Raw genomic sequence first — 18,512 nt, 5'->3', positions numbered from 1 at the left:
CATCCGGCGCGAAACCTCTCGGTAACCTGCGGCCGATGGCCGTGACCACGGTCACCACCTCGTCTGCGCTCCGATGAGGAGGTACGGCATGCCCACACCACGCAGTGATCGCAGCCCATGGAACTGGCTGCTGCTGGTCCCGATCGTGATTCCGCTGCTCACGCCGCTGTACAACTTCGACTCACCGCGGCTGTTCGGGTTCCCGGCGTTCTACTGGATCCAGCTCTCGTTCATCCTCCTCGGCGTCGCCACGACCTCGGTCGTCTACCAGATGACCAGGCGCCCGGCCGCTTCCGTCTCGGAGCCGTCGGCTCCGTCCGCTTCGGAGTCCTCGGAGGCGTCGGATGAGTGAGCACATCACCGAGATCGTCATCTTCACGGTGCTGTTCCTGCTGGTCAGCGGCATGGGATTCGTGGCGGCCCGATGGCGCGCCCCCAAGGACATGGCGCACCTGGACGAGTGGGGCCTCGGCGGACGCAGCTTCGGCGGCTGGATCACCTGGTTCCTGATCGGCGGCGACCTCTACACGGCGTACACGTTCGTCGCCGTGCCGGCGCTGATGTTCGGCGCCGGGGCGGCCGGCTTCTTCGCCGTGCCGTACACCATCGTGATCTACCCGCTGTTCTTCCTGGTCCTGATCCGGCTCTGGTCGGTGTCGCACCGGCACGGCTTCGTCACCCCCGCCGACTTCGTCCGGACCCGCTTCGACTCGCCGACGCTGGCGCTGCTTATCGCCATCACCGGCATCGTCGCGACAATGCCGTACATCGCGCTCCAACTGGTCGGCATCGAGGCCGTGCTCAAGACGATGGGCGTGACCGGCGACAGCCCGCTGGCCCGGCACGCGCCGATCATCATCGCGTTCGCGATCCTGGCCGCGTACACCTATCAGTCCGGGCTGCGCGCGCCGGCGCTCATCGCGTTCGTCAAGGACACGCTGATCTACATCGTCATCATCGTGGCGATCCTCTACCTGCCCTACAAGCTGGGCGGCTGGGGCTCGATCTTCGACGCCGCGGACGCGAAGTTCCAGGCGTCACCCTCGCCGAACGACGGCATCATCCTCAACGCCAACAACCAGCTGCAATACATCACCCTGGCACTGGGCTCGGCGTTCGCCCTCTTCCTGTACCCGCACAGCATCACCGGCGTGCTGGCCAGCAAGAACCGCAACGTGATCAAGCGGAACATGTCGGCGCTGCCCGCGTACAGTCTGCTGCTCGGCCTGATCGCCCTGCTCGGCTTCATGGCGATCTCGGCCGGGGTGAAGCCGCTGCCCGGCGCCAAGGAGGGCACGGTCGACAGCAACACGGTCGTGCCGCTGCTGTTCGACCAGCAGTTCCCGTCCTGGTTCGCGGGCATCGCGTTCGCGGCCATCGGCATCGGCGCGCTGGTGCCGGCGGCGATCATGTCGATCGCGGCGGCGAACCTGTTCACCCGCAACATCTACAAGGAGTACCTCCGCAAGGACGCCACCCCGGCGCAGGAGGCCGGCGTCGCGAAGATCACGTCGCTGGTCGTGAAGATCGGCGCGGTCGCGTTCATCATCTTCCTGGACCCGCAGTTCTCCATCGACCTGCAACTCATCGGCGGCGTCATCATCCTGCAAACGGCGCCGGCCGTGGCGCTCGGCCTGTACACCCGGTGGCTGCACCGGGGCGGGCTGGTCGCCGGCTGGATCGCCGGCATGAGCATGGGCCTGTGGATGCTCTACCAGGTCCCGAACGCGGCGACGGGGCGGGCGCACTTCGGCGGCTCCGCGTTCCCGCTCAGCAAGTTCGGCTTCGACACCCCGAAGACGATCTACGTCGGCTTCATCGCGGTCGCGGTCAACCTGCTGGTCGTCGTGATCGTCACCCTGATCCTGCGGGCGGCCAAGACACCCGAGGGCGTCGACGGCACGGAGCCGGACGACTACCTCGCCGACGAGGGCGACCCGCGCCTGGAGAAGTCCCGCACCAGCCCGGACGCCATCGCCTCATCCACCTGACCCGCTACCGCGCGCACTGACCCGCTCCCGCGCGCCGGACCGCGGCCCCGGATGTCTCCGGGGCCGCGGTCTTCGGCTTTATCCGGGGCCGCGGATGTTTCCGGTCGCGGCTTTTGGTTTTATCCGGGGCCGCGGATGTTTCCGGTCGCGGTCTTTGGTGCTATCCGGGGCCGCGGCTTTTCAGGTACGCGTCCATGTCGCGGGTGAGCCGCTCGAGGGTGATGGCGAGGTCGCGGCGCTCGTCCGAGCTCCAGCCCTTCAGCACGACGTCGTACAGCTCGCGTCGGGCCACGCTGACCGCGTCGACCTGGAACAGGCCCTTGGCGGTGGCCGCGATGACGGTGCCGCGGCCGTCGTCGGGATCGGCGCTGCGCGCGACCAGCCCGTCCCGGTGCAGGGCACCGACCTGCCGGGTCACGGTGGAGCCGTCGAGGTTGAGCCGGTCGGCGACGGCGGAGACGTTCTGCGGGCCGGTCTCCTGCAACAGCCGCAGGATGACGTAGGCGGCCCGGTCCAGCGCCCGGTGCGGGCGGGGCGAGGAACGGCGAGTGGCCTCACCGAGCCGCATCAGCATGGCCACCTGGGTCTCGATAGTCCCCAGCGCCGCATCGTCGTCGGCCATGTTCCCTTCCCGGGTCGCTATGCTTTGCTGCATTTTGCCTGCCGATCCTGAAGGTTTGCTGAAAGGCGCGCTACCTGAATGCCCGCCACATCAGGATGAGCCCGACCGCCGTCCCAAACGTGACGATCAGCGCTTTCAGCACCCGGGCCGGCAGCCGCCGCGCCAGCCGCGCACCGGCGTACCCCCCGACGATCGTGGCCGGCGCCAGCGTGAGCACCGCGCTCCAGTGCACCGGCGCGAAGATCGCGAAAACCACCACGGTGACCAGCCCGACGCAGGCGGAGAGCACATTCTTGAGCGCGTTGATCCGGTTGAGGGTCTCGTCGAGCACCAGCGCGAGCGCGGCCACGTACATGACCCCGAGCGCGGCCCCGAAATACCCGCCGTAGATCGCGCCGACGAAGACGACGACCTGGAGCGTGCCCCGCTTCTCGGAGGTCGACCGCCCGACCAGCGCCTTGAGCCGATCCTGGAAGAAGAGCGTGGCGGCCGCGCCGAGCACGAGGAACGGCACGACGACCTCGAAGGCCCGCTCGGGCGTGCCGAGCAGCAACGCACACCCCAGCGCGGACCCGACCAGGCTCGCGGGGATGACCGCCCGCAGCCGCCGCCCCTGCCCGGCAAGATCGGCCCGGCTCCCGGCGACGCTGGAGACATACCCGGGAAAGACCGCGACTGAGTTCGTGACGTTGGCGTCGACCACCGGCAACCCGACCGCGATCAGGCTCGGAAACGTGATCAGCGACCCGCCGCCGGCGATCGCATTGACCACCCCGGCGGCCAGGCCGGCGGCGACGAGCAGCAGGATGTGCGCAAAATCCATGATGCCGAAGAATCTACGGGGACCGAGATCCCCCCGCCGCCCGCCGGTCCGACCCGGCACGCAAGTAAGATGACCACGCGACGGACGAGTCGACCGGGCGGTCGCGTCGGCGCTCTCACGAGCGTCACCGAGGAACGTCCGGACTCCACAGAGCAGGGTGGTTGCTAACGGCAACCCGGGGTGACCCGCGGGAAAGTGCCACAGAGAAGAGACCGCCGGCTTCGTGCCGGTAAGGGTGAAACGGTGGGGTAAGAGCCCACCAGCACCCCGGGTGACCGGGGTGGCTCGGTAAACCCCACCCGGAGCAAGGCCAAGCAAGGCCCCCGCCGCGAGGCGGTGGCCGGCGCAGGCATTCGAGGGCTGCTCGCCCGAGTCTGCGGGTAGGCCGCAAGAGCATGCCGGCAACGGCACGCCGAGATGGATGACCGCCACCGGCGACCGAGAGGCCGCCGCGTACAGAATCCGGCGTACAGGTCGACTCGTCCGTCGCCCTCAAGGTCACGACCTCACTGGCGGTCCTGGCCTGGTCTTATAGCTAGGCGTCATTGGTCAACGTTGGTGAATCTTGGGCGACCTTTAGCGCCCTGGGGACGCCCTGACGCCCTGGAGACGCCCTGCGGGCACCCGTGAAGGCTCGACCATGGCATCAGTGGAGGAGATGACAATCCTATCTCTAGGTATGTAGAGTATGGCTATGTCTAGTGGTCCACGTATGACGATGGCGACTCAGGCCGTCCTGAGGACACTGCTTGAAGACCCAACGAGACCCCGATACGGCTTCGACATCGCCGGCGAGGCTGGGATTGCGACCGGTTCGCTGTATCCGATTCTTGCCCGGCTCGAACATCTGACCTGGCTGGATTCGTATTGGGAGGACGTCGCAGACGTCCATGATGGTCGTCCCCGGCGCCGCTACTACCGACTCAGCGATACAGGCGCGGTGGCTGCGCGTGATGCCCTTGATCGAGCTAGCCGACGAGTTCCAAAGTCCTGGCGTCCGGCTGCGGGGCTGGCATGAGCATTCTGATCATGAGCAGCATCATTGGCGCGTTTTTCGGGGCAGTAGCCGCAGAGTTTCTGGATATCAGTGCCTGGTTGGCACCTCGTATCGTCCGCCGCGCAGCACGCAACTTCTCTTCGCCCGAACTCTCCGCTCGTTACGAGGAAGAGTGGCTGTCGGAGTTGGCGCACTACGACGGCCTTAAGATGATCAAGCTCGTTAAATCAATCGCTCTTTTGGCCGGAAGTTATCGGACTGCCGCGATCTATCGAGGGGAATATTTCATTGGCATCGGAATCTATACCTCACGCCTACGCGCGTTGGTTCCCATGCTTATCCGGTACGTGTGGCGTGGGGAAGGGCCGCTCTCTGCAACAATCATTCTTGAATTCGCGTTCACTCGCCTGATCGACGAGAATCCCGAATTAACGGTGTCGAGATTGATGGACGGCAGCGGTGTGGGACATATACATGTGAGTACCGACTACAGTTGGGCTGTAGCAGCACTGCACCGCGTCATCAAAAGATGCCTGAAACCGCCGCTCAATGCTGTGCACAACCTGCGTTCGAGAGGAAAAGATCCGCTGGCGTCGTCCGGAGTGCCGCGATCAGAAATTTCGATCGAGTGGCTTATCGATAACTGCAAAGCAATCAACCTTCCTCCCGATCTTGTGGAAGAAGTTAAAAGGCGGCGCAAGAAGATGTAGCCCCTGCCATCCCAGAGCGCCCGAGCGCCCCGCCGGAGGCATCATGTCACCGCGTAGTTGGAAGCCCCCCGATTGCCGGCTACTTCGGCGGGCCCGGGGGGCTTCTTTGTATGTCGCGCCTGCCGCCGGGCTGGAACCGCCGGCGCCGGGCCGAAGGTTTAGGCGCCGGGGGCGGGCCTCCGGCCCGGCCCCGCTGGGCGGCGCGACGGCCCGCGAAGCGGGCCGCTTGAACCCGTAAAGAAACTCATCACAAGGTCGACATCATCGACATCATCGGCAACCCGTCTTGTGTCTGACCTCAGGGCCGTTCGAACCAGTCGGGCACGGCTGCTGTCCTGGATAGTGCGGGCATCGATACCTTGATTTTCTTGCGGGCTAGTACGGTCAGCCGGAGGCGTACCTCGTGTGGCGCGCCTCCGGCCGCGATCAGCCCTAGATGCAGCTGTTGCTGCCGCTGCAGTTGCCGCAACCGCCAGAGGCACGACAGCCGCCACAGCCGCGACAACCCCGGCAGCCCCGACAACCCCGGCAGCCCCGGCAACCGCCGCAGCCGCCACATCCGCCGCTACCCAGCAGCGATGCGCTGACGACGGTCGGTAACTCCTCGGCGGTCAGATCATCTTCGAGCCAGAGGTCCAGTTCCTCGAAGACCTCAGGCTCGGATAGTTCACTCTGCATGCGCCCCACCTCCTCGATGTCGTGTACATGCAGACTCCGGTCGGCCGTTATGCGGCCGACCGGGGTCCGTCGCGTCGCGGACCCAGGCCGGACTCCCATGCTGTGCTGCCAGCCCGCGTCGGGGTCCGCCGCTGAACGCAACGCCCACCACTCTGTACCGACAGTTGCCAGGTCCGCTGGGGATATGTAGGAATTCGCACCTGACCGGCGTCGGTTTCGGCGACCAGGACAGGAGCGCTACGGGCCACCGGCCGCCCGGCTCGGCCGCCATCTGCGGTACAACGCGGCTGACGTGCGGGCCTGGGTCAAGCGCCAGGTGGCGTAGCGGTGGGCCATGTCGAGGACCGGTGGTACAAGGCGGTCAAGGGCGCGGATGGCAAGCCTCGGCGCGTGAAGTCCGCGCGCTACGGCCGGGGCATGCGCTACCGGGCACGATGTGAGGGCCCGGACGGCCGGGAGCGCTCCGAGTTCTGGGGGTGGTCGATAGTCATTGTTGGTCGTCTCTGGTTCACCTCAGACGCCCTGGCGACGCCCTGACACCCTGGAGGGCCTGATCAGACAACAGTCGGCGGGTCGTGGACCGGCGCGTTGAGCAGCGGCCGCAACGTCTCGTCGTACTGGTCGGCATCGAACGTGAATGGGCCGAGTTCTCCAAGGTTGCGTACCTGGCGGCCGATATCGGTCCAGTGCACCCGGCTGCCGTCCCGGATGAGCCGGGCAGACAGTACGCCGCAACCGCCGTTGGCGCAGTGCGGGCACATGAGTAGGGCGACATGATCGGGTGGGTCATCGCGGTGGAGGTCTGATGGCCCTTCGCCGAGCAGGGCCCGCGCGTGGATCCGGACGAGCCGACTGCCGACCCATAGTGGGGAGCGCAGCGAGAAGGTGGGCAGCCGCGCAAAGACCATGTCCATGAACGATGTCCCGTCGATGATCAGATCGAGCACCACGAGTTCAGGGACCGGTCGATCCTTCGGCCACCGGGAGGCGACTCGCGGTGACCGAAGGTCGTGCGCGCGTGACGCCAGGGTCAGTACGGAGACCGACTCCTCCACAGCAGCAGTCTCGCATCTGATCGAGGGCGGCGTACGGCCGAGCGGGGATTGAACCCATACACCTCTGAGCCCCGCAGAACACCCGTGATCTTGGTACGGGCGCAAGCGACGGAAACTCCCGGTGTCCGCCGCCCGATCGCCCGTCTGTGCAGCACCGGGATTGCAGCCGTCTACGACGGTAGGGCGCAGCGGGTCGGTCGCGCGTCGCCGGTTCGGCTTCCCTGGTGTCGCCCAAGTCGCTAAGCCGAGCATCGCCGTGAGGTGGCGGATGCTGCGCTTCGACCGGAGGGCAGCCTTGAAGACGTATAGAAGTTCCTGGTCCCATGACGTTGGCGACGGATCTGTCTCGGGACGTGGACGACACGTCCGGTTAGACGACCTTGTTGCTGGTGGGGTTAGCGGGCGGGGCCTGGGCTTGCCGGTGCTCTGGTGGAGTGGTTCTCACGCCGACCTGGCAGCGGTAGCAGTGGTAGAGGTTCTCGGCACTCTTGTACCACTCGTGGTCGCCGCAGTCGCGGCCGCCTTTGGCTGCGAAGTTCACGCACCAGGCGGGCAGGATTGAGCGGAGTTTGGTCCGCCATCGATATTTGCCCATGGTGCTTCTCCTGGAACTTGGGGAGGTGACAACTCCGGGCTAGAGCTGACCCGGTGATCCGAGCGGGTGGCTCACCCCGCCGGGGCTGCTGCGGGCGTGGGTCGCTGAGTGCCCTCCTGGCACCATCGCCGGTCACGTCGCGGTTCAGACCGTTCCCGATGCCCCGGACGGCCCTTACGCCGAGCTGTGCCGGCTCTATGTCATCCCGGCGGCTCGCCGCCGGGCCGTCGCCGGTGCTCTGGTACGCCGGGCGCGCTCATGGGCGGCCGAACACGGCTACCGGCTGACCCTGGCCGTCACGGACGAGCACCGCTCGGCCGCCGTCGCCTTCTACGAGGCCACCGGCTGGCAGTATTCGCGAACCACGAAGGCCGGCTGGACCACAGTCGACGGAAGGGCCGTGCGGCTGCTCCACTACCGGGACGACGGTACGCAAGCTCGTTGACGTTGCGGAGTGGAGCTCGCAGGCTGTTGTCATGGCTCTCTTCCGAACGCGCCGGGGTGAACAGCGGGTCGCCGCCGTCGACGCGTATCAGTTTCCGAGCAGCGTTCGGCATCGGCTCGCCACCAACTACCGGGATCTGACCGCCGACGACATCCAGACCGTCGAGGCGGGTGCGCGGCAGTGGTTCCGGCTCGCCGCCCGGCACCCGCGGGCCAAGCTCTCCATGCCCTCCGTCGTCGTCGACGATCTCTGGCATGAGCTCGTGCTGCACACGCGCGATTATGCGGCGTTCTGTGATGTCGCGTTCGGGCGATTCCTGCATCATGTGCCCGAGTCGGCGATGAGCGCGGACGGCGCCGCGGCGAACCAGTCGACCGCGCTGCGGGAGACCTTCCGCATGGCGCAGCAGGACGAGGGCTGTGAACCGGCGCAGCTGCCGCTGCTGTTCCGCGTCGACCGGGAGCTCGCCGTCGCGGGCGGCCGGCACTATCTGGCCGACTGCGGCGGCCGGGGGGTCTGTCACGAACTGAAGGGCGCCACCTGCCTTCAGCACGTCGCCGGGCCGGGCCGGCGGCCCGGTGGGAAATGGGATTTCTCGCGTAGATCGGGCGGGGACGGCATGGTGCAGGGCGACGCCGGTTGCGGCGGTGGTTGTGGCGGTGGTTGCGGCGGCAGCTGACACCCCGGGCGCGGCGATGACGATTCGACGGCGATCGTGGAGTTGTCGGGGCAATCCGTCCGATCACGGTTCCGGATGACGTTCGGTCCGGCCGCCGGTCCTGCATGTATGACTCGACGTGAACTACCCGTTGTGGGTGTTGACAACGGAGGCCTGGATCGTTTGTCGGCATATGTTTCGAACGGCTGAATGAATGGTCGGCGAGGCAGTGGACCATCGAAATCGCGGATGATCGGAATCGGGCCTGGGGTACTCGACTTCATGCGAGAGGCCCGGGCGCCGCCGCCGGGGCGGTGTGCCATCTTCGCAGGCCCGGCCGCGCGGGCACCGTCCGGTTCGGACGCGCGGAGCGCACGCGATGCCGGCGATGCCGGAGTGTCCCGGCCGGGCGGCGCCGAGACTACTCAGCGGTGCCACGTCAGCCCGGCCTGGGATTCTCTCGGGGTGGTGATATTCGCAGGTCGGCAGGCGTGTCCAGAAGGGAGTATCCGATTGAGTACACTGCGTGGCCGACCTGCCGTCGCCGGGGGGCAAACTGTGAGTATCCGCTCCGAGCTGTTCGGTTGACGTGCAAGTTGCACACTCATAGTGTCTGAAGAGTGACGGCTAGTGTTTACTGGGCGCGATGCCACCACGCTCGCGTCACGGTACGTCTGTCGACCATCCGGCCATAGGGAGATCTTGGTGAGTGTCGTGATCGGCATCAACGGTTTCGGTCGGATCGGGCGAAGTGTTATGCGCATCCTGGGCGCCGATTCGGATGTCGGAATCACGGTTGCCGCCATTAACGACATTGCTCCGGTGGACAGATTGGCGTACGCGCTGAAACGCGACAGTCTGCGTGGTCGATTCAGTGGAACGGTCGCCGCGGGTGCCGGTCAGTTGATTGTTAACAGCCGTCCGATATGGGCGTTCAACGAGTCGCAACCGGGTCGCATTCCATGGGCGGACGCGGGCGTCGACGTGGTCATCGAGGCCACCGGCCGGTTCCGCGACGGCGGCAGTGCGCGCGGCCACATCACCGGTGGCGGCGCCCGCAAGGTCGTCATCAGCGCCTCGGCGGACAACCCCGACGCCGTGCTGGTCTACGGCGCCAACCACGAGCGGTACGACCCGCTCCTGCATCACGTCATATCGCCGGCCTCCTGCGGGGTGAACGCGCTGTCGGTCCTGGCGAAGGTACTGCTCGAACGGTTCGGCCTGCGCTCGGTGCACACGTCGGTGGTGCTGGCGGTCCAGGGCTGGCAGAAGGCGCAGGACGCGATGATCGGCTCGTCGCGCGAGGATCCCCGGCTGGGCCGGGCCACCGCCGAGAGCATCATCCCGCACAATCACGTCGCCGGTGACCTGCTCAGCGTCGCGTTACCGGAGCTCGGGAAGGTGCGCTACAGCTACTACTGCGTGCCGACGCCGATCGGCTCGCTCGCCGAGCTGACAGGTTTCACCGACCGCGCGGTCAGCCGCGAGGAGGTCAACCGGGCGATGGCCGAGGCCGCGGCCGGCCGCCTCGCCGGGGTCCTCGACTACGACCCGGATCCCACGGTCTCGATAGACGTCCGCGACAACCCGGCGTCCTGCCTGTTCGACCCGTCCGGCACCCAGACCAGCGCCGACGGCGGCGTGCAGGTGCGCGGTTGGTTCGACAACGAGTGGGGGTTCTCGCACCGCCTGCTGGATCTGGCGCGTCTGGTGGGGGAACGTGAGGCCGTACCGGTGGGAGCCCCGTACCGGTTCGGCGTCGTGTAGAACGGAACGGGTGACACCCACCAGCGAAGTCGAGGCGGCGGCGCGACGGATCGCCGGCCGGGTCCGGCGCACACCGTTGCTCCGGGACTCGCCGACCCTCCTGAAGCTTGAGTTCCTGCAACACGCGGGCTCCTTCAAGACCCGCGGCATGTTCAACAAGATCCTCGTCGCGGCGGAGCGGGGCCTGCCGGCCGCGGGAGTGATCGCCGCGTCCGGCGGCAACGCCGGCCTCGCGGCGGCCTACGCCGCCCGGGAACTGAGCGTGCCGGCCGAGATCTACGTGCCGGTCACGGCCCCGTCGGTCAAGGTCGCGAAGCTGGGCAAGCTCGGCGCGCGGGTCGTCCAGGTCGGCGACGAGTACGCGGAGGCGTACGCGGCCGCGGTCGTGCAGGCGGAGGTCACCGGCGCGCTGTTCTGCCACGCGTACGACGATCCGGACATGGTCGCGGGCAACGGCACCCTGGGGCTGGAGCTGCTGGAGCAGGCGCCGGACGGTTTCGACACCGTGCTGGTCGCGGTCGGCGGCGGCGGCCTGATCGCCGGCCTCGCGGCCGCCCTGCGCGGGCGGGCCCGCGTCGTCGCGGTCGAGCCGTACGCCTCGTCGGCGCTGCATGCGGCGCTGGCGGCGGGCGGGCCCGTGGACGTCGGGGTCTCGGGCGTCGCGGCCGATTCGCTCGGTGCGCGGCGGGTGGGGACGATCGCGTACGAGACGGTGGTCGCCGAGCGGATCCAGTCCGTGCTCGTGGACGACCGGGCGATCGTCGAGGCTCGTCGTCAGCTGTGGGAGGAGTACCGGGTCGCCGTCGAGCACGGCACCGCCGCCGCGCAGGCCGCGCTGAACTCGGGCGCCTACGTGCCGGATGAGGGTGAGCGGGTCGTCGTGCTGCTCTGCGGTGCGAACACGGATCCCACCGATCTGGCTTGAGCGGCCGGCCCGGTCGGCCGGGTCCGCCGGTCCGGACGGCCGTTCGTGCTGGTCGCGGGCCTGTTCCGGCCCGCGCCGCCCGGGCCCGCGAGGCCGGCCCGGGCCCCGGCGGCGCCAACCGTCACGATCTTTGTCGGCTGTTCCTTGATCCGTTGTGACGTTTGGCTCGTGGTTCCTTTAACAAGGGCGGCGTATGGTGGATCACGCGCTTGAAGCGTCAAGTGCTTAGGGAGCTCTCATGTCTTTGGGTATTCGCAGCCGGGTCACCGTGCCGCTGAAGTTCGCGGACGGATACCGCACGACCGCCGAGGTCATCACCTTCGACGGCCTCACGGACGGCAAGGAGCACCTGGCGCTCGCCCTGGGTGACGCGTTCGGTGCCGAGGTGCCGCTGGTGCGCCCGCACTCCGAGTGCCTCACCGGGGACGTGCTCGGCTCCGAGCGCTGCGACTGCGGCCCTCAGCTGCGCGAGGCAGTCGAGCGGATCGCCGCCACCGGCGGCTTCCTGCTCTACCTGCGCCAGGAGGGCCGGGGGATCGGGCTCTACGCCAAGCTCGACGCGTACGCGCTCCAGGACCTCGGCATGGACACGTACGAGGCGAACCGGGCACTCGGGCACGCCGACGACGAACGGGACTACACCGCGGCCGCCCAGATGCTGGCCGCCCTCGGCGTCGGCACCGTCGACCTGCTCACCAACAACCCGGACAAGCCGGCGCAGCTGCGCGACTCCGGCGTCGACGTGCGGACCGTGGTGCCGACCAAGGTGCACGCCTCGGACGCCAACGTGCGCTACCTGCAGGCCAAGGTGTCGCACACCGCGCACACCATCGACCTGCCGTTGGCCGTCTGACTCCGGTTTCCGCTCAGTCATCTCCGCACCGGGCCGATCGGTACTTCGACAAGCCGTCGAGTACGGAGGTTGTGCGTGGGGATCGAGGCCGTCAACAGCCGGATCGCTCAGATTCAGACCCGGATCATCTCGCTTCAGACCCAGCAGGTCACAGCGCCCCGGCAGGCGTCGCCGACCACCTCCACGTCCGGCACGTCCGGCTCGGGCAGCGCCTTCGCGACGGCGCTCGCGGACGCAATGGGTACCCAGTCGTCCGCGGGCGTCGCGAAGGCGTACTCGCTGAACAGCAAGGGGATCCCGAACGAGCTCGCCGGGTACGGCAACGGCAAGATCCCGGCGAACGCCCTGGAGAAGGTCGGCAACACCGGCCACAAGCTCTGGGCGCCGGCGGCCGAGTCGCTGAACCGGATGATCACCGACGCCAAGGCTCAGGGAGTGACGATCGGGATCACCGACTCGTACCGCTCCTACGACGAGCAGGTCGACGTCGCCCGGCGCAAGGGCCTCTACTCGCAGGGCGGGCTGGCGGCCAAGCCCGGCACCAGCGAGCACGGCTGGGGCATGGCCACCGACCTGGACCTCAACAACAAGGCCCAGGCCTGGATGCGGGCCAACGGCGAGAAGTACGGCTTCGTGGAGAACACCCCGCGCGAGCCGTGGCACTGGGCCTTCAAGCCGAAGTCGCTCTAGGGTCTCGCCTACACCCGGCAGATCAGCTCGCCGTGCAGCAGGGACATCCAGCCGTCGTCCTCCTCGGCCCAGTCCCGCCAGGCCCGGGAGATCCGTTCCAGATCCTGCCTCGTCGCGGCGTTCGTCCCGAGCGCGGTGCGGGCCATGTCGGATTCGAGGATGCGCTCCGCCCACATGCCGCCCCACCATCGCCGGTCCGCAGGCGTCGCGAAGCACCAGGTGCTCGACGTGGCGGTCACGCCGGTCAGGCCGGCCGCGTGTGCCCAGGCCAGCAGGCGCCGGCCGGCGTCGGGCTCGCCGCCGTTGCCGCGCGCGACCCGCTGGTACAGGTCCAGCCACTCGTCCAGTTCCGGCCGCGGCGGGAACCAGGTGAAGGCCGCGTAGTCGCTGTCGCGTACCGCGATCAGGCCGCCGGGCCTCGTCACGCGGCGCATCTCGCGCAGCGCGGCGACCGGATCGCCGACATGTTGCAGCACCTGATGGGCGTGCACCACGTCGAAGGTGTCGTCCGGGAAGTCGAGCGTGTGCACGTCGCCGACGACGAAGTCGACGTTGCCCAGCCCGCGGCGCTCGATCTCCGCGCGGGCCAGGTCTAGGGCCGCCGCGGTGACCTCCAGCGCGGTGACGCGCCCGGGTGTGACGAGAGTCGCCAGATCCGCCGTGATGGTGCCGGGGCCGCAGCCGACGTCCAGGAGGGTGTCGCCGGATTTCAGCCGCGGCAGCAGATGCGCCGCCGAATTTTCTGCGGTCCGCCAGCGGTGTGAGCGCAGGACCGATTCGTGATGCCCGTGGGTGTACACAGCAGCCATGTCCCGACGCTACGCCCGCCTCCCGAATATCGGGAGAGAAATCTCGTTATATAAGACGCTGGGCTATCGGTGCTGGTCCGAGCCTTGGGATACCGAGTTTGTCGACTGGAAGTCAGGCCGTAGTTTTATCCGCATGAGGATCGGCATCGTAGGCGCGACGGGACAGGTCGGCGGCGTCATGCGCCGGATCCTGGCCGAGCGCCGGTTTCCCCTTGACCAGCTCCGGCTCTTCGCCTCCGCCCGTTCCGCGGGCCGCACCCTCCCCTGGGGGGACGGCGAGGTGACCGTCGAGGACGCCGCAACGGCCGACTACCGCGGACTGGACATCGTCCTGTTCTCGGCGGGCGGGGCCAGCTCCAAGGAGTACGCGCCAAGGGTCGCCGAGGCCGGCGCCGTCGTCATCGACAACTCGTCGGCGTTCCGGATGGACCCGGACGTCCCGCTGGTCGTGGCGGAGGTGAACCCGGATGCCATAGCGCGGCGCCCCAAGGGCATCATCGCCAACCCGAACTGCACGACGATGGCCGCGATGCCGGTGCTGCGCCCGCTGCACGACGAGGCCGGACTCGTCGCGCTCGTCGCCACCACCTACCAGGCGGTCTCCGGTGCCGGGCTGGCCGGCGTCGCCGAACTCGACGAGCAGGTGAAGAAGGTCGCCGACCGCGCCACCGAGCTCGTGCACGATGGCGCCGCCGTGGAGTTCCCCGCGCCGCGCTCGTTCGCCCGCACCATCGCGTTCAACGTCCTGCCGCTGGCCGGCTCGATCGTCGACGACGGGCTCGGCGAGACCGACGAGGAGCAGAAGCTGCGCAACGAGAGCCGGAAGATCCTCGGCATCCCGGGCCTCAAGGTCTCCGGCACCTGCGTGCGCGTGCCGGTCTTCACCGGTCACTCGCTCCAGGTGAACGCGCGCTTCGCCCGGGCGATCACGCCGGACCGCGCGCGGGAGTTGCTGGCGTCCGCGCCCGGCGTCGAGCTCTCCGACATCCCGACCCCGTTGCAGGCGGCCGGCCGCGACCCGACGTTCGTCGGCCGGATCCGCGCCGACGAGACCGTGGACAACGGGCTCGCGCTCTTCCTCTCCAACGACAATCTGCGCAAGGGCGCGGCCCTCAACGCGGTCCAGGTGGCGGAACTGGTCGCCGCGGCGCTCTGACGCGAGGTTCGATGACCCGCTCCACCCCGATGGGGGGAGCGGGTTTGTCGTTCCTTCGGGGGGTATTTCCGACACTCCACTATGGAAAAAAGGGGCTTTTTGCCTGAATCGGTAGCGCATGGTCGATTTCAGGTGCACAGTGATTGCATGAACGACAGTGGGCCCGGCGGCGGCTACTTCTGGTGCCTCCGCCACAAGCGGGTCGAGTCCGGGGACGACGTGTGTCCCGCGCAGTTCCGGCTCGGACCGTACGCCTCCGCTGACGACGCCACGCGGGCGCTCGAGACCGTCGAGAAGCGCAACGCGGCGTGGGAAGCCGAGGATGTCCGCTGGACCGGGGAGGTCAGCTAGCTAGGCCGGCTCGACCCCTGTGTCCAAGCCGGAATCCTGCAGTCTCCAGGCGGAGACGACCCGCAGTCATTCGCAAGGAGGAACTTCCCCATGGCCGTGACCAAGAAGGCCCCGACCCGGGCAGCCGCGACTCGCGCAACATCCGCGCGGGCCGTCGCGTCCCCGGCCGTCGCCGAGCCGGCCCTCGCGTCCCCGGCGGCCGCGTCCCCGGCCGTCGCCGAGCCGGAGGCCGACCGGATGCCGGCCACCACCAGGACCGTCGCGGCGGCTTCGCCGAACCCGGTCGCCATCCTGCAGGCGATCGTCCAGCCCTTCGAGAGCGTGCCGACGGACACCGGGCCCGCCGACATCGAGCCCGCCGCCCCGGCTGCTCCCGTTGCTCCCGCCGCTCCGGTGGCCAAGCGCACCGCGGCCGCGTCGTCGACCGCGATCAAGTCGGTGACGGCGCGGCCGGCCGCCAAGAAGACGCCGGCCCGGTCCGGTGCGGCCGGGAAGGCGCCCGCGACCAAGATGGCGACCCGGTCGACGTCCGCGCGATCCGCCGCCGCGAAGTCGACGGCTGCCAAGTCGACGGCCGCCAAGTCGACCGCCGCCAAGTCGACCGCGAAGTCGACGGCCGCGGCGAAGGCCGCGGTCGCCAAGGCCGGCACCGCGAAGCGCGCGGTGGCGAAGCCGGCGTCCGCGGTGAAGAGCGCGGCCGCGAAGGCCAGGTCGGCGACCGCCGCCCGTTCCACCGCCACGAAGACGGCGGCGGCCAAGACCGCCGCGGTGAAGAAGGCGGCTGCGGCCAAGGTGGCAGCGGCGAAGAAGGCTGCTGCCGCGAAGACGGCCGCGGCGAAGAAGGCGACCGTCGCCAAGGCCACCACGGCGAAGAAGGCGACCGCGGCGAAGACGACCGCCGCGAGGACGGCCGCGGCGAAGAAGGCGACCGCCGCGAAGACAGCCGCCGCGAAGAAGGCGACCGCGGCGAGGAAGGCCACGGCCACCAAGGCGACCGCCGCGAGGAAGGCCACGGCCACCAAGGCGACCGCCGCACGCAAGGCGACCGCCACCAAGACGGCCGCGGCGAAGAAGGCGACCGCCGCGAAGACAGCCGCCGCGAAGAAGGCGACCGCGGCGAAGAAGGCCACGGCCACCAAGGCGACCGCCGCCAAGGCGACCGCCGCGCGAAAGGCGACCGCTGCCAAGTCGACCGCGGTGAAGTCGACCGCGGCAAGGAAGGCGACCGCGGCGAAGAAGGCCACCGCCACCAAGGCGACCGCCGCAAGGAAGGCCACCGCGGCGAAGAAGGCCACGGCCACCAAGGCGACCGCCGCACGAAAGACGACCGCCGCGCGAAAGGCGACCGCCGCCAAGTCGACCGCGGCGAAGAGGGCGACGGTCGCGAGGAAGGCCACGGCCGCGAAGAAGGCGACCGCGGCCAGGCCGGTGGCACGCAAGACGACGGCCAGGAGCACCACCGCGAGGTCGACGACCGCGAGGTCGACGGCCACGCGGGCCAAGGCCGCGAAGTCCACCACCGCGAGGTCCACGGCCGCGAAGTCGGCCGCGGCGGCGGTCGCGGCCCGGGCCGCGGCCGTGACGGCGGCCAAGATCGCGGCCGCCAAGAAGGCCACGGCCCGCAGCGCCGCCAACGTGGCCAAGGCCAGGGCGGCCGGCGCCGGCAAGACCACCAACGCCCGGCCGGCCGCGATGACCAAGACCTCCGCCACCAACGCGGGCCGGGTCAGGAAGGCGGCGACGCCCGCCGCGGCCCGGAAGGCCGCCGCCGGCAACAGCCGCACCGCCGGGGCCGCCCCGGCGCGCAAGGCGGCCGCGAAACGCTGATCCGCACCACCGCACCGGCAAGGGCCGCGCCGACCTCGGCGCGGCCCTTTGCGTGCCGGCGCCTGGTAGGAATGAGCCGTGCCGATCAACAGGGTGTTGGCTCCGAGCATCGACTTCTCCGTGCTGCGACGAGAACTCGAGCTACCCGGCGAGTTTCCGTCCGACGCGATGCGGGAGGCGCGGGAGGCCGCGTCCGCCACCGCGCTGCCGCCGACGGATCGCACCGATATCCCGTTCGTCACCGTCGACCCGGCCACCTCCCGCGACCTCGACCAGGCGATGGCCCTGAGCCGGACCGCCGCCGGCGGTTACCGGGTGCGCTACGCCATCGCCGACGTGGCGTCCTATGTGCGGCCGGGCGGCCCGCTCGAGGCGGAGACCTGGGCGCGCGGGCAGACGATCTACCTGCCGGACGGGAAGATCCCGCTGCACCCGCCGCTGCTCAGCGAGGACGCCGTCAGCCTGCTGCCCGGCGTCGACCGCGCCGCCGTGCTCTGGACCATCGACGTGGACTCGGACGGCGCGATCACCGGGATCGCCCTGGAACGGGCGCGGGTGCGCAGCCGGGCCAAGCTCGACTACGCCGGGCTACAGGCCACCGTCGACGCCGGCACCGCTCCCGAGTCGATCGCGCTGCTGCCCGAGCTCGGTTCGCTGCTGGCGCGCCGGGCGGCGGACCGGGGCGCCGTCAGCCTGCCGCTGCCCGAGCAGGATGTCGAGCCGGACGGCGACGGCTGGCGGCTCGTGCTGCGTGCGCCGTTCGACGTCGAGGAGCACAACGCCCAGATCTCGCTGCTCACCGGCATGGCCGCGGCCCAGCTCATGATCGAGGGCGGGATCGGCCTGCTGCGGACCATGCCCGCGCCCAGGCCCGAGGCGGTCGTCAGGCTGCGCGCCGCGGCCGGGTCGCTCGGCGTCGCCTGGCCGGAGGGCGACTCCGTCGGCGCGGTTGTGGCGTCGGTCGACCCGGCGAGCCCGCGCGGGGCCGCGTTCCTCAACCAGGCCGCGGACCTGCTCCGCGGCGCGGCGTACACCGCGTTCGACGGTGAGCGGCCGGCGGAGACGGGCCACGGCGGCGTCGGCGCGCCCTACGCACACGTCACCGCGCCGCTGCGCCGCCTCGCGGACCGGTACGCGGCCGAGGTCTGCCTGGCCCTGCACGAGGAGCGGCCGGTGCCGCAGTGGGCCCGCGAGGCGCTGCCCCGCCTGCCGAGGAGCATGGCCACCACCGACCGGCTCGCCTCGGCGGCCGACCGGGCGGCTGTCGCGCTGGCCGAGGCGGTGCTGCTCGCCCACCGGGTCGGCGAGACCTTCGAGGCCGGCGTGCTGGACATCGACGCACCGCCGAAACCCGCCGCACAGCCCGAGACCGCACAGCCCGAGGCCGGTGAGCGGCAGAACCGCAGACCCCGTGGCGGCACGGTGGCGATCGACGACCCGGCGGTGCAGGCACGCTGCCTCGGCGAGCTGCCGCTCGGCGAGCGCATCCGGGTACGCCTGACCGAGGCCGACCCGATCACCCGCAGCGTCCTCTTCGAGCGGGTCTGACCGTTACCGGCG

At 69.5% G+C, this 18,512-nt stretch carries 19 protein-coding genes and 1 other RNA gene; 15 read left to right on the top strand and 5 right to left on the bottom strand.

Annotated elements, in window-relative coordinates; translation table 11 throughout:
• Window positions 1–88 precede the first annotated feature (88 nt).
• Window positions 89–352, top strand: coding sequence for a DUF3311 domain-containing protein (locus tag BJ971_RS30915; protein ID WP_184996676.1), 264 nt, complete (start codon window positions 89–91; stop codon window positions 350–352).
• Window positions 345–1,991 (top strand): monocarboxylate uptake permease MctP, encoded by a 1,647-nt coding sequence (gene mctP / locus BJ971_RS30910; protein WP_184996675.1) that lies wholly within the window; start codon window positions 345–347, stop codon window positions 1,989–1,991. The genes BJ971_RS30915 and mctP overlap by 8 nt, the downstream gene beginning before the upstream one ends.
• A gap of 160 nt (window positions 1,992–2,151) precedes the next feature.
• Here the strand turns inward: mctP and BJ971_RS30905 are convergent, their stop codons facing one another.
• Window positions 2,152–2,613 carry a MarR family winged helix-turn-helix transcriptional regulator gene (locus BJ971_RS30905; protein WP_184996674.1) on the bottom strand — a complete coding sequence of 154 codons (462 nt, stop codon included), beginning with the start codon at window positions 2,611–2,613 and terminating at the stop codon, window positions 2,152–2,154.
• A 70-nt stretch (window positions 2,614–2,683) separates the two neighbouring features.
• Complete coding sequence (locus BJ971_RS30900) at window positions 2,684–3,436, bottom strand: sulfite exporter TauE/SafE family protein (protein ID WP_184996673.1); 753 nt, start codon at window positions 3,434–3,436, stop codon at window positions 2,684–2,686.
• A gap of 85 nt (window positions 3,437–3,521) precedes the next feature.
• Here BJ971_RS30900 and rnpB point away from each other — a divergent pair.
• The 3 genes from rnpB to BJ971_RS30885 all read left to right on the top strand — a co-directional run bounded on the left by rnpB (window position 3,522) and on the right by BJ971_RS30885 (window position 5,143).
• Window positions 3,522–3,922: RNase P RNA component class A (rnpB, locus tag BJ971_RS30895), an RNA gene on the top strand.
• A 202-nt stretch (window positions 3,923–4,124) separates the two neighbouring features.
• Window positions 4,125–4,454, top strand: a complete 330-nt coding sequence (locus BJ971_RS30890) for a PadR family transcriptional regulator (RefSeq protein WP_307837430.1) — start codon at window positions 4,125–4,127, stop codon at window positions 4,452–4,454.
• Window positions 4,451–5,143, top strand: a complete 693-nt coding sequence (locus BJ971_RS30885; RefSeq protein WP_184996671.1) for a hypothetical protein — start codon at window positions 4,451–4,453, stop codon at window positions 5,141–5,143. The genes BJ971_RS30890 and BJ971_RS30885 overlap by 4 nt, the downstream gene beginning before the upstream one ends.
• A 1,232-nt stretch (window positions 5,144–6,375) precedes the next feature.
• Here the strand turns inward: BJ971_RS30885 and BJ971_RS30880 are convergent.
• Window positions 6,376–6,771 carry a hypothetical protein gene (locus tag BJ971_RS30880; protein WP_184996670.1) on the bottom strand — a complete coding sequence of 132 codons (396 nt, stop codon included), beginning with the start codon at window positions 6,769–6,771 and terminating at the stop codon, window positions 6,376–6,378.
• A 785-nt stretch (window positions 6,772–7,556) separates the two neighbouring features.
• Here BJ971_RS30880 and BJ971_RS30875 point away from each other — a divergent pair.
• The 6 genes from BJ971_RS30875 (at window position 7,557) to BJ971_RS30850 (ending at window position 12,809) form a co-directional block, all read left to right on the top strand.
• On the top strand, window positions 7,557–7,916 hold the full coding sequence (locus BJ971_RS30875) for a GNAT family N-acetyltransferase (protein ID WP_184999200.1): 360 nt from the start codon (window positions 7,557–7,559) through the stop codon (window positions 7,914–7,916).
• A gap of 31 nt (window positions 7,917–7,947) precedes the next feature.
• Window positions 7,948–8,595, top strand: a complete 648-nt coding sequence (locus tag BJ971_RS30870; RefSeq protein ID WP_184996669.1) for a glycine-rich domain-containing protein — start codon at window positions 7,948–7,950, stop codon at window positions 8,593–8,595.
• A gap of 693 nt (window positions 8,596–9,288) precedes the next feature.
• Complete coding sequence (locus BJ971_RS30865) at window positions 9,289–10,341, top strand: type I glyceraldehyde-3-phosphate dehydrogenase (protein WP_275411417.1); 1,053 nt, start codon at window positions 9,289–9,291, stop codon at window positions 10,339–10,341.
• A 10-nt stretch (window positions 10,342–10,351) separates the two neighbouring features.
• The gene (locus BJ971_RS30860; protein ID WP_184996668.1) at window positions 10,352–11,266 is read left to right on the top strand and encodes a serine/threonine dehydratase; all 915 of its coding nucleotides are present in this window, start codon (window positions 10,352–10,354) and stop codon (window positions 11,264–11,266) included.
• Window positions 11,267–11,504: 238 nt separating this feature from the next.
• The gene (locus BJ971_RS30855; protein ID WP_184996667.1) at window positions 11,505–12,119 is read left to right on the top strand and encodes a GTP cyclohydrolase II; all 615 of its coding nucleotides are present in this window, start codon (window positions 11,505–11,507) and stop codon (window positions 12,117–12,119) included.
• 75 nt (window positions 12,120–12,194) lie between these two features.
• Window positions 12,195–12,809, top strand: a complete 615-nt coding sequence (locus tag BJ971_RS30850; protein WP_184996666.1) for a M15 family metallopeptidase — start codon at window positions 12,195–12,197, stop codon at window positions 12,807–12,809.
• A gap of 8 nt (window positions 12,810–12,817) precedes the next feature.
• On the opposite strand, the gene BJ971_RS30845 is transcribed toward BJ971_RS30850, so the two are convergent.
• Window positions 12,818–13,609, bottom strand: a complete 792-nt coding sequence (locus BJ971_RS30845; protein ID WP_203709758.1) for a class I SAM-dependent methyltransferase — start codon at window positions 13,607–13,609, stop codon at window positions 12,818–12,820.
• Window positions 13,610–13,751: 142 nt separating this feature from the next.
• Between BJ971_RS30845 and BJ971_RS30840 the strand changes: the two genes are divergently transcribed.
• Both BJ971_RS30840 and BJ971_RS30835 read left to right on the top strand, forming a co-directional pair.
• Entirely contained in the window at window positions 13,752–14,774 is a 1,023-nt protein-coding gene (locus tag BJ971_RS30840; RefSeq protein ID WP_184996664.1) for an aspartate-semialdehyde dehydrogenase, read from the top strand.
• A gap of 147 nt (window positions 14,775–14,921) precedes the next feature.
• The gene (locus BJ971_RS30835) at window positions 14,922–15,125 is read left to right on the top strand and encodes a hypothetical protein (protein WP_184996663.1); all 204 of its coding nucleotides are present in this window, start codon (window positions 14,922–14,924) and stop codon (window positions 15,123–15,125) included.
• Here the strand turns inward: BJ971_RS30835 and BJ971_RS30830 are convergent.
• Window positions 15,122–16,717: a hypothetical protein gene (locus BJ971_RS30830; protein ID WP_184996662.1), complete on the bottom strand. Its 1,596-nt coding sequence runs from the start codon at window positions 16,715–16,717 to the stop codon at window positions 15,122–15,124. The two genes, BJ971_RS30835 and BJ971_RS30830, sit on opposite strands and share 4 nt — an antisense overlap.
• Between BJ971_RS30830 and BJ971_RS30825 the strand changes: the two genes are divergently transcribed.
• Both BJ971_RS30825 and BJ971_RS30820 read left to right on the top strand, forming a co-directional pair.
• Window positions 16,704–16,952, top strand: coding sequence for a hypothetical protein (locus BJ971_RS30825; RefSeq protein ID WP_184996661.1), 249 nt, complete (start codon window positions 16,704–16,706; stop codon window positions 16,950–16,952). The two genes, BJ971_RS30830 and BJ971_RS30825, sit on opposite strands and share 14 nt — an antisense overlap.
• Window positions 16,953–17,030: 78 nt before the next feature.
• A complete protein-coding gene (locus BJ971_RS30820; RefSeq protein ID WP_184996660.1) occupies window positions 17,031–18,500 on the top strand; it encodes an RNB domain-containing ribonuclease in 1,470 nt (489 codons plus the stop codon).
• Window positions 18,501–18,512 lie beyond the last annotated feature (12 nt).

It is taken from the genome of Amorphoplanes digitatis (assembly GCF_014205335.1).
Lineage (GTDB): Bacteria > Actinomycetota > Actinomycetes > Mycobacteriales > Micromonosporaceae > Actinoplanes > Actinoplanes digitatus.
The sequence above is the reverse complement of the archived record's forward strand: the minus strand, read 5'-3'. Positions and strand labels throughout refer to the sequence as shown.

Excerpts from the sequence above, each read along its gene's own strand:
- BJ971_RS30870 (WP_184996669.1), top strand. The coding sequence starts at position 7,948 with ATGGCTCTCTTCCGAACGCGCCGGGGTGAACAGCGGGTCGCCGCCGTC.
- BJ971_RS30855 (WP_184996667.1), top strand. The coding sequence starts at position 11,505 with ATGTCTTTGGGTATTCGCAGCCGGGTCACCGTGCCGCTGAAGTTCGCG.
- BJ971_RS30890 (WP_307837430.1), top strand. The coding sequence starts at position 4,125 with ATGGCTATGTCTAGTGGTCCACGTATGACGATGGCGACTCAGGCCGTC.
- BJ971_RS30905 (WP_184996674.1), bottom strand. The coding sequence starts at position 2,613 with ATGGCCGACGACGATGCGGCGCTGGGGACTATCGAGACCCAGGTGGCC.
- mctP (WP_184996675.1), top strand. The coding sequence starts at position 345 with ATGAGTGAGCACATCACCGAGATCGTCATCTTCACGGTGCTGTTCCTG.
- BJ971_RS30840 (WP_184996664.1), top strand. The coding sequence starts at position 13,752 with ATGAGGATCGGCATCGTAGGCGCGACGGGACAGGTCGGCGGCGTCATG.
- BJ971_RS30900 (WP_184996673.1), bottom strand. The coding sequence starts at position 3,436 with ATGGATTTTGCGCACATCCTGCTGCTCGTCGCCGCCGGCCTGGCCGCC.
- BJ971_RS30885 (WP_184996671.1), top strand. The coding sequence starts at position 4,451 with ATGAGCATTCTGATCATGAGCAGCATCATTGGCGCGTTTTTCGGGGCA.
- BJ971_RS30835 (WP_184996663.1), top strand. The coding sequence starts at position 14,922 with ATGAACGACAGTGGGCCCGGCGGCGGCTACTTCTGGTGCCTCCGCCAC.
- BJ971_RS30915 (WP_184996676.1), top strand. The coding sequence starts at position 89 with ATGCCCACACCACGCAGTGATCGCAGCCCATGGAACTGGCTGCTGCTG.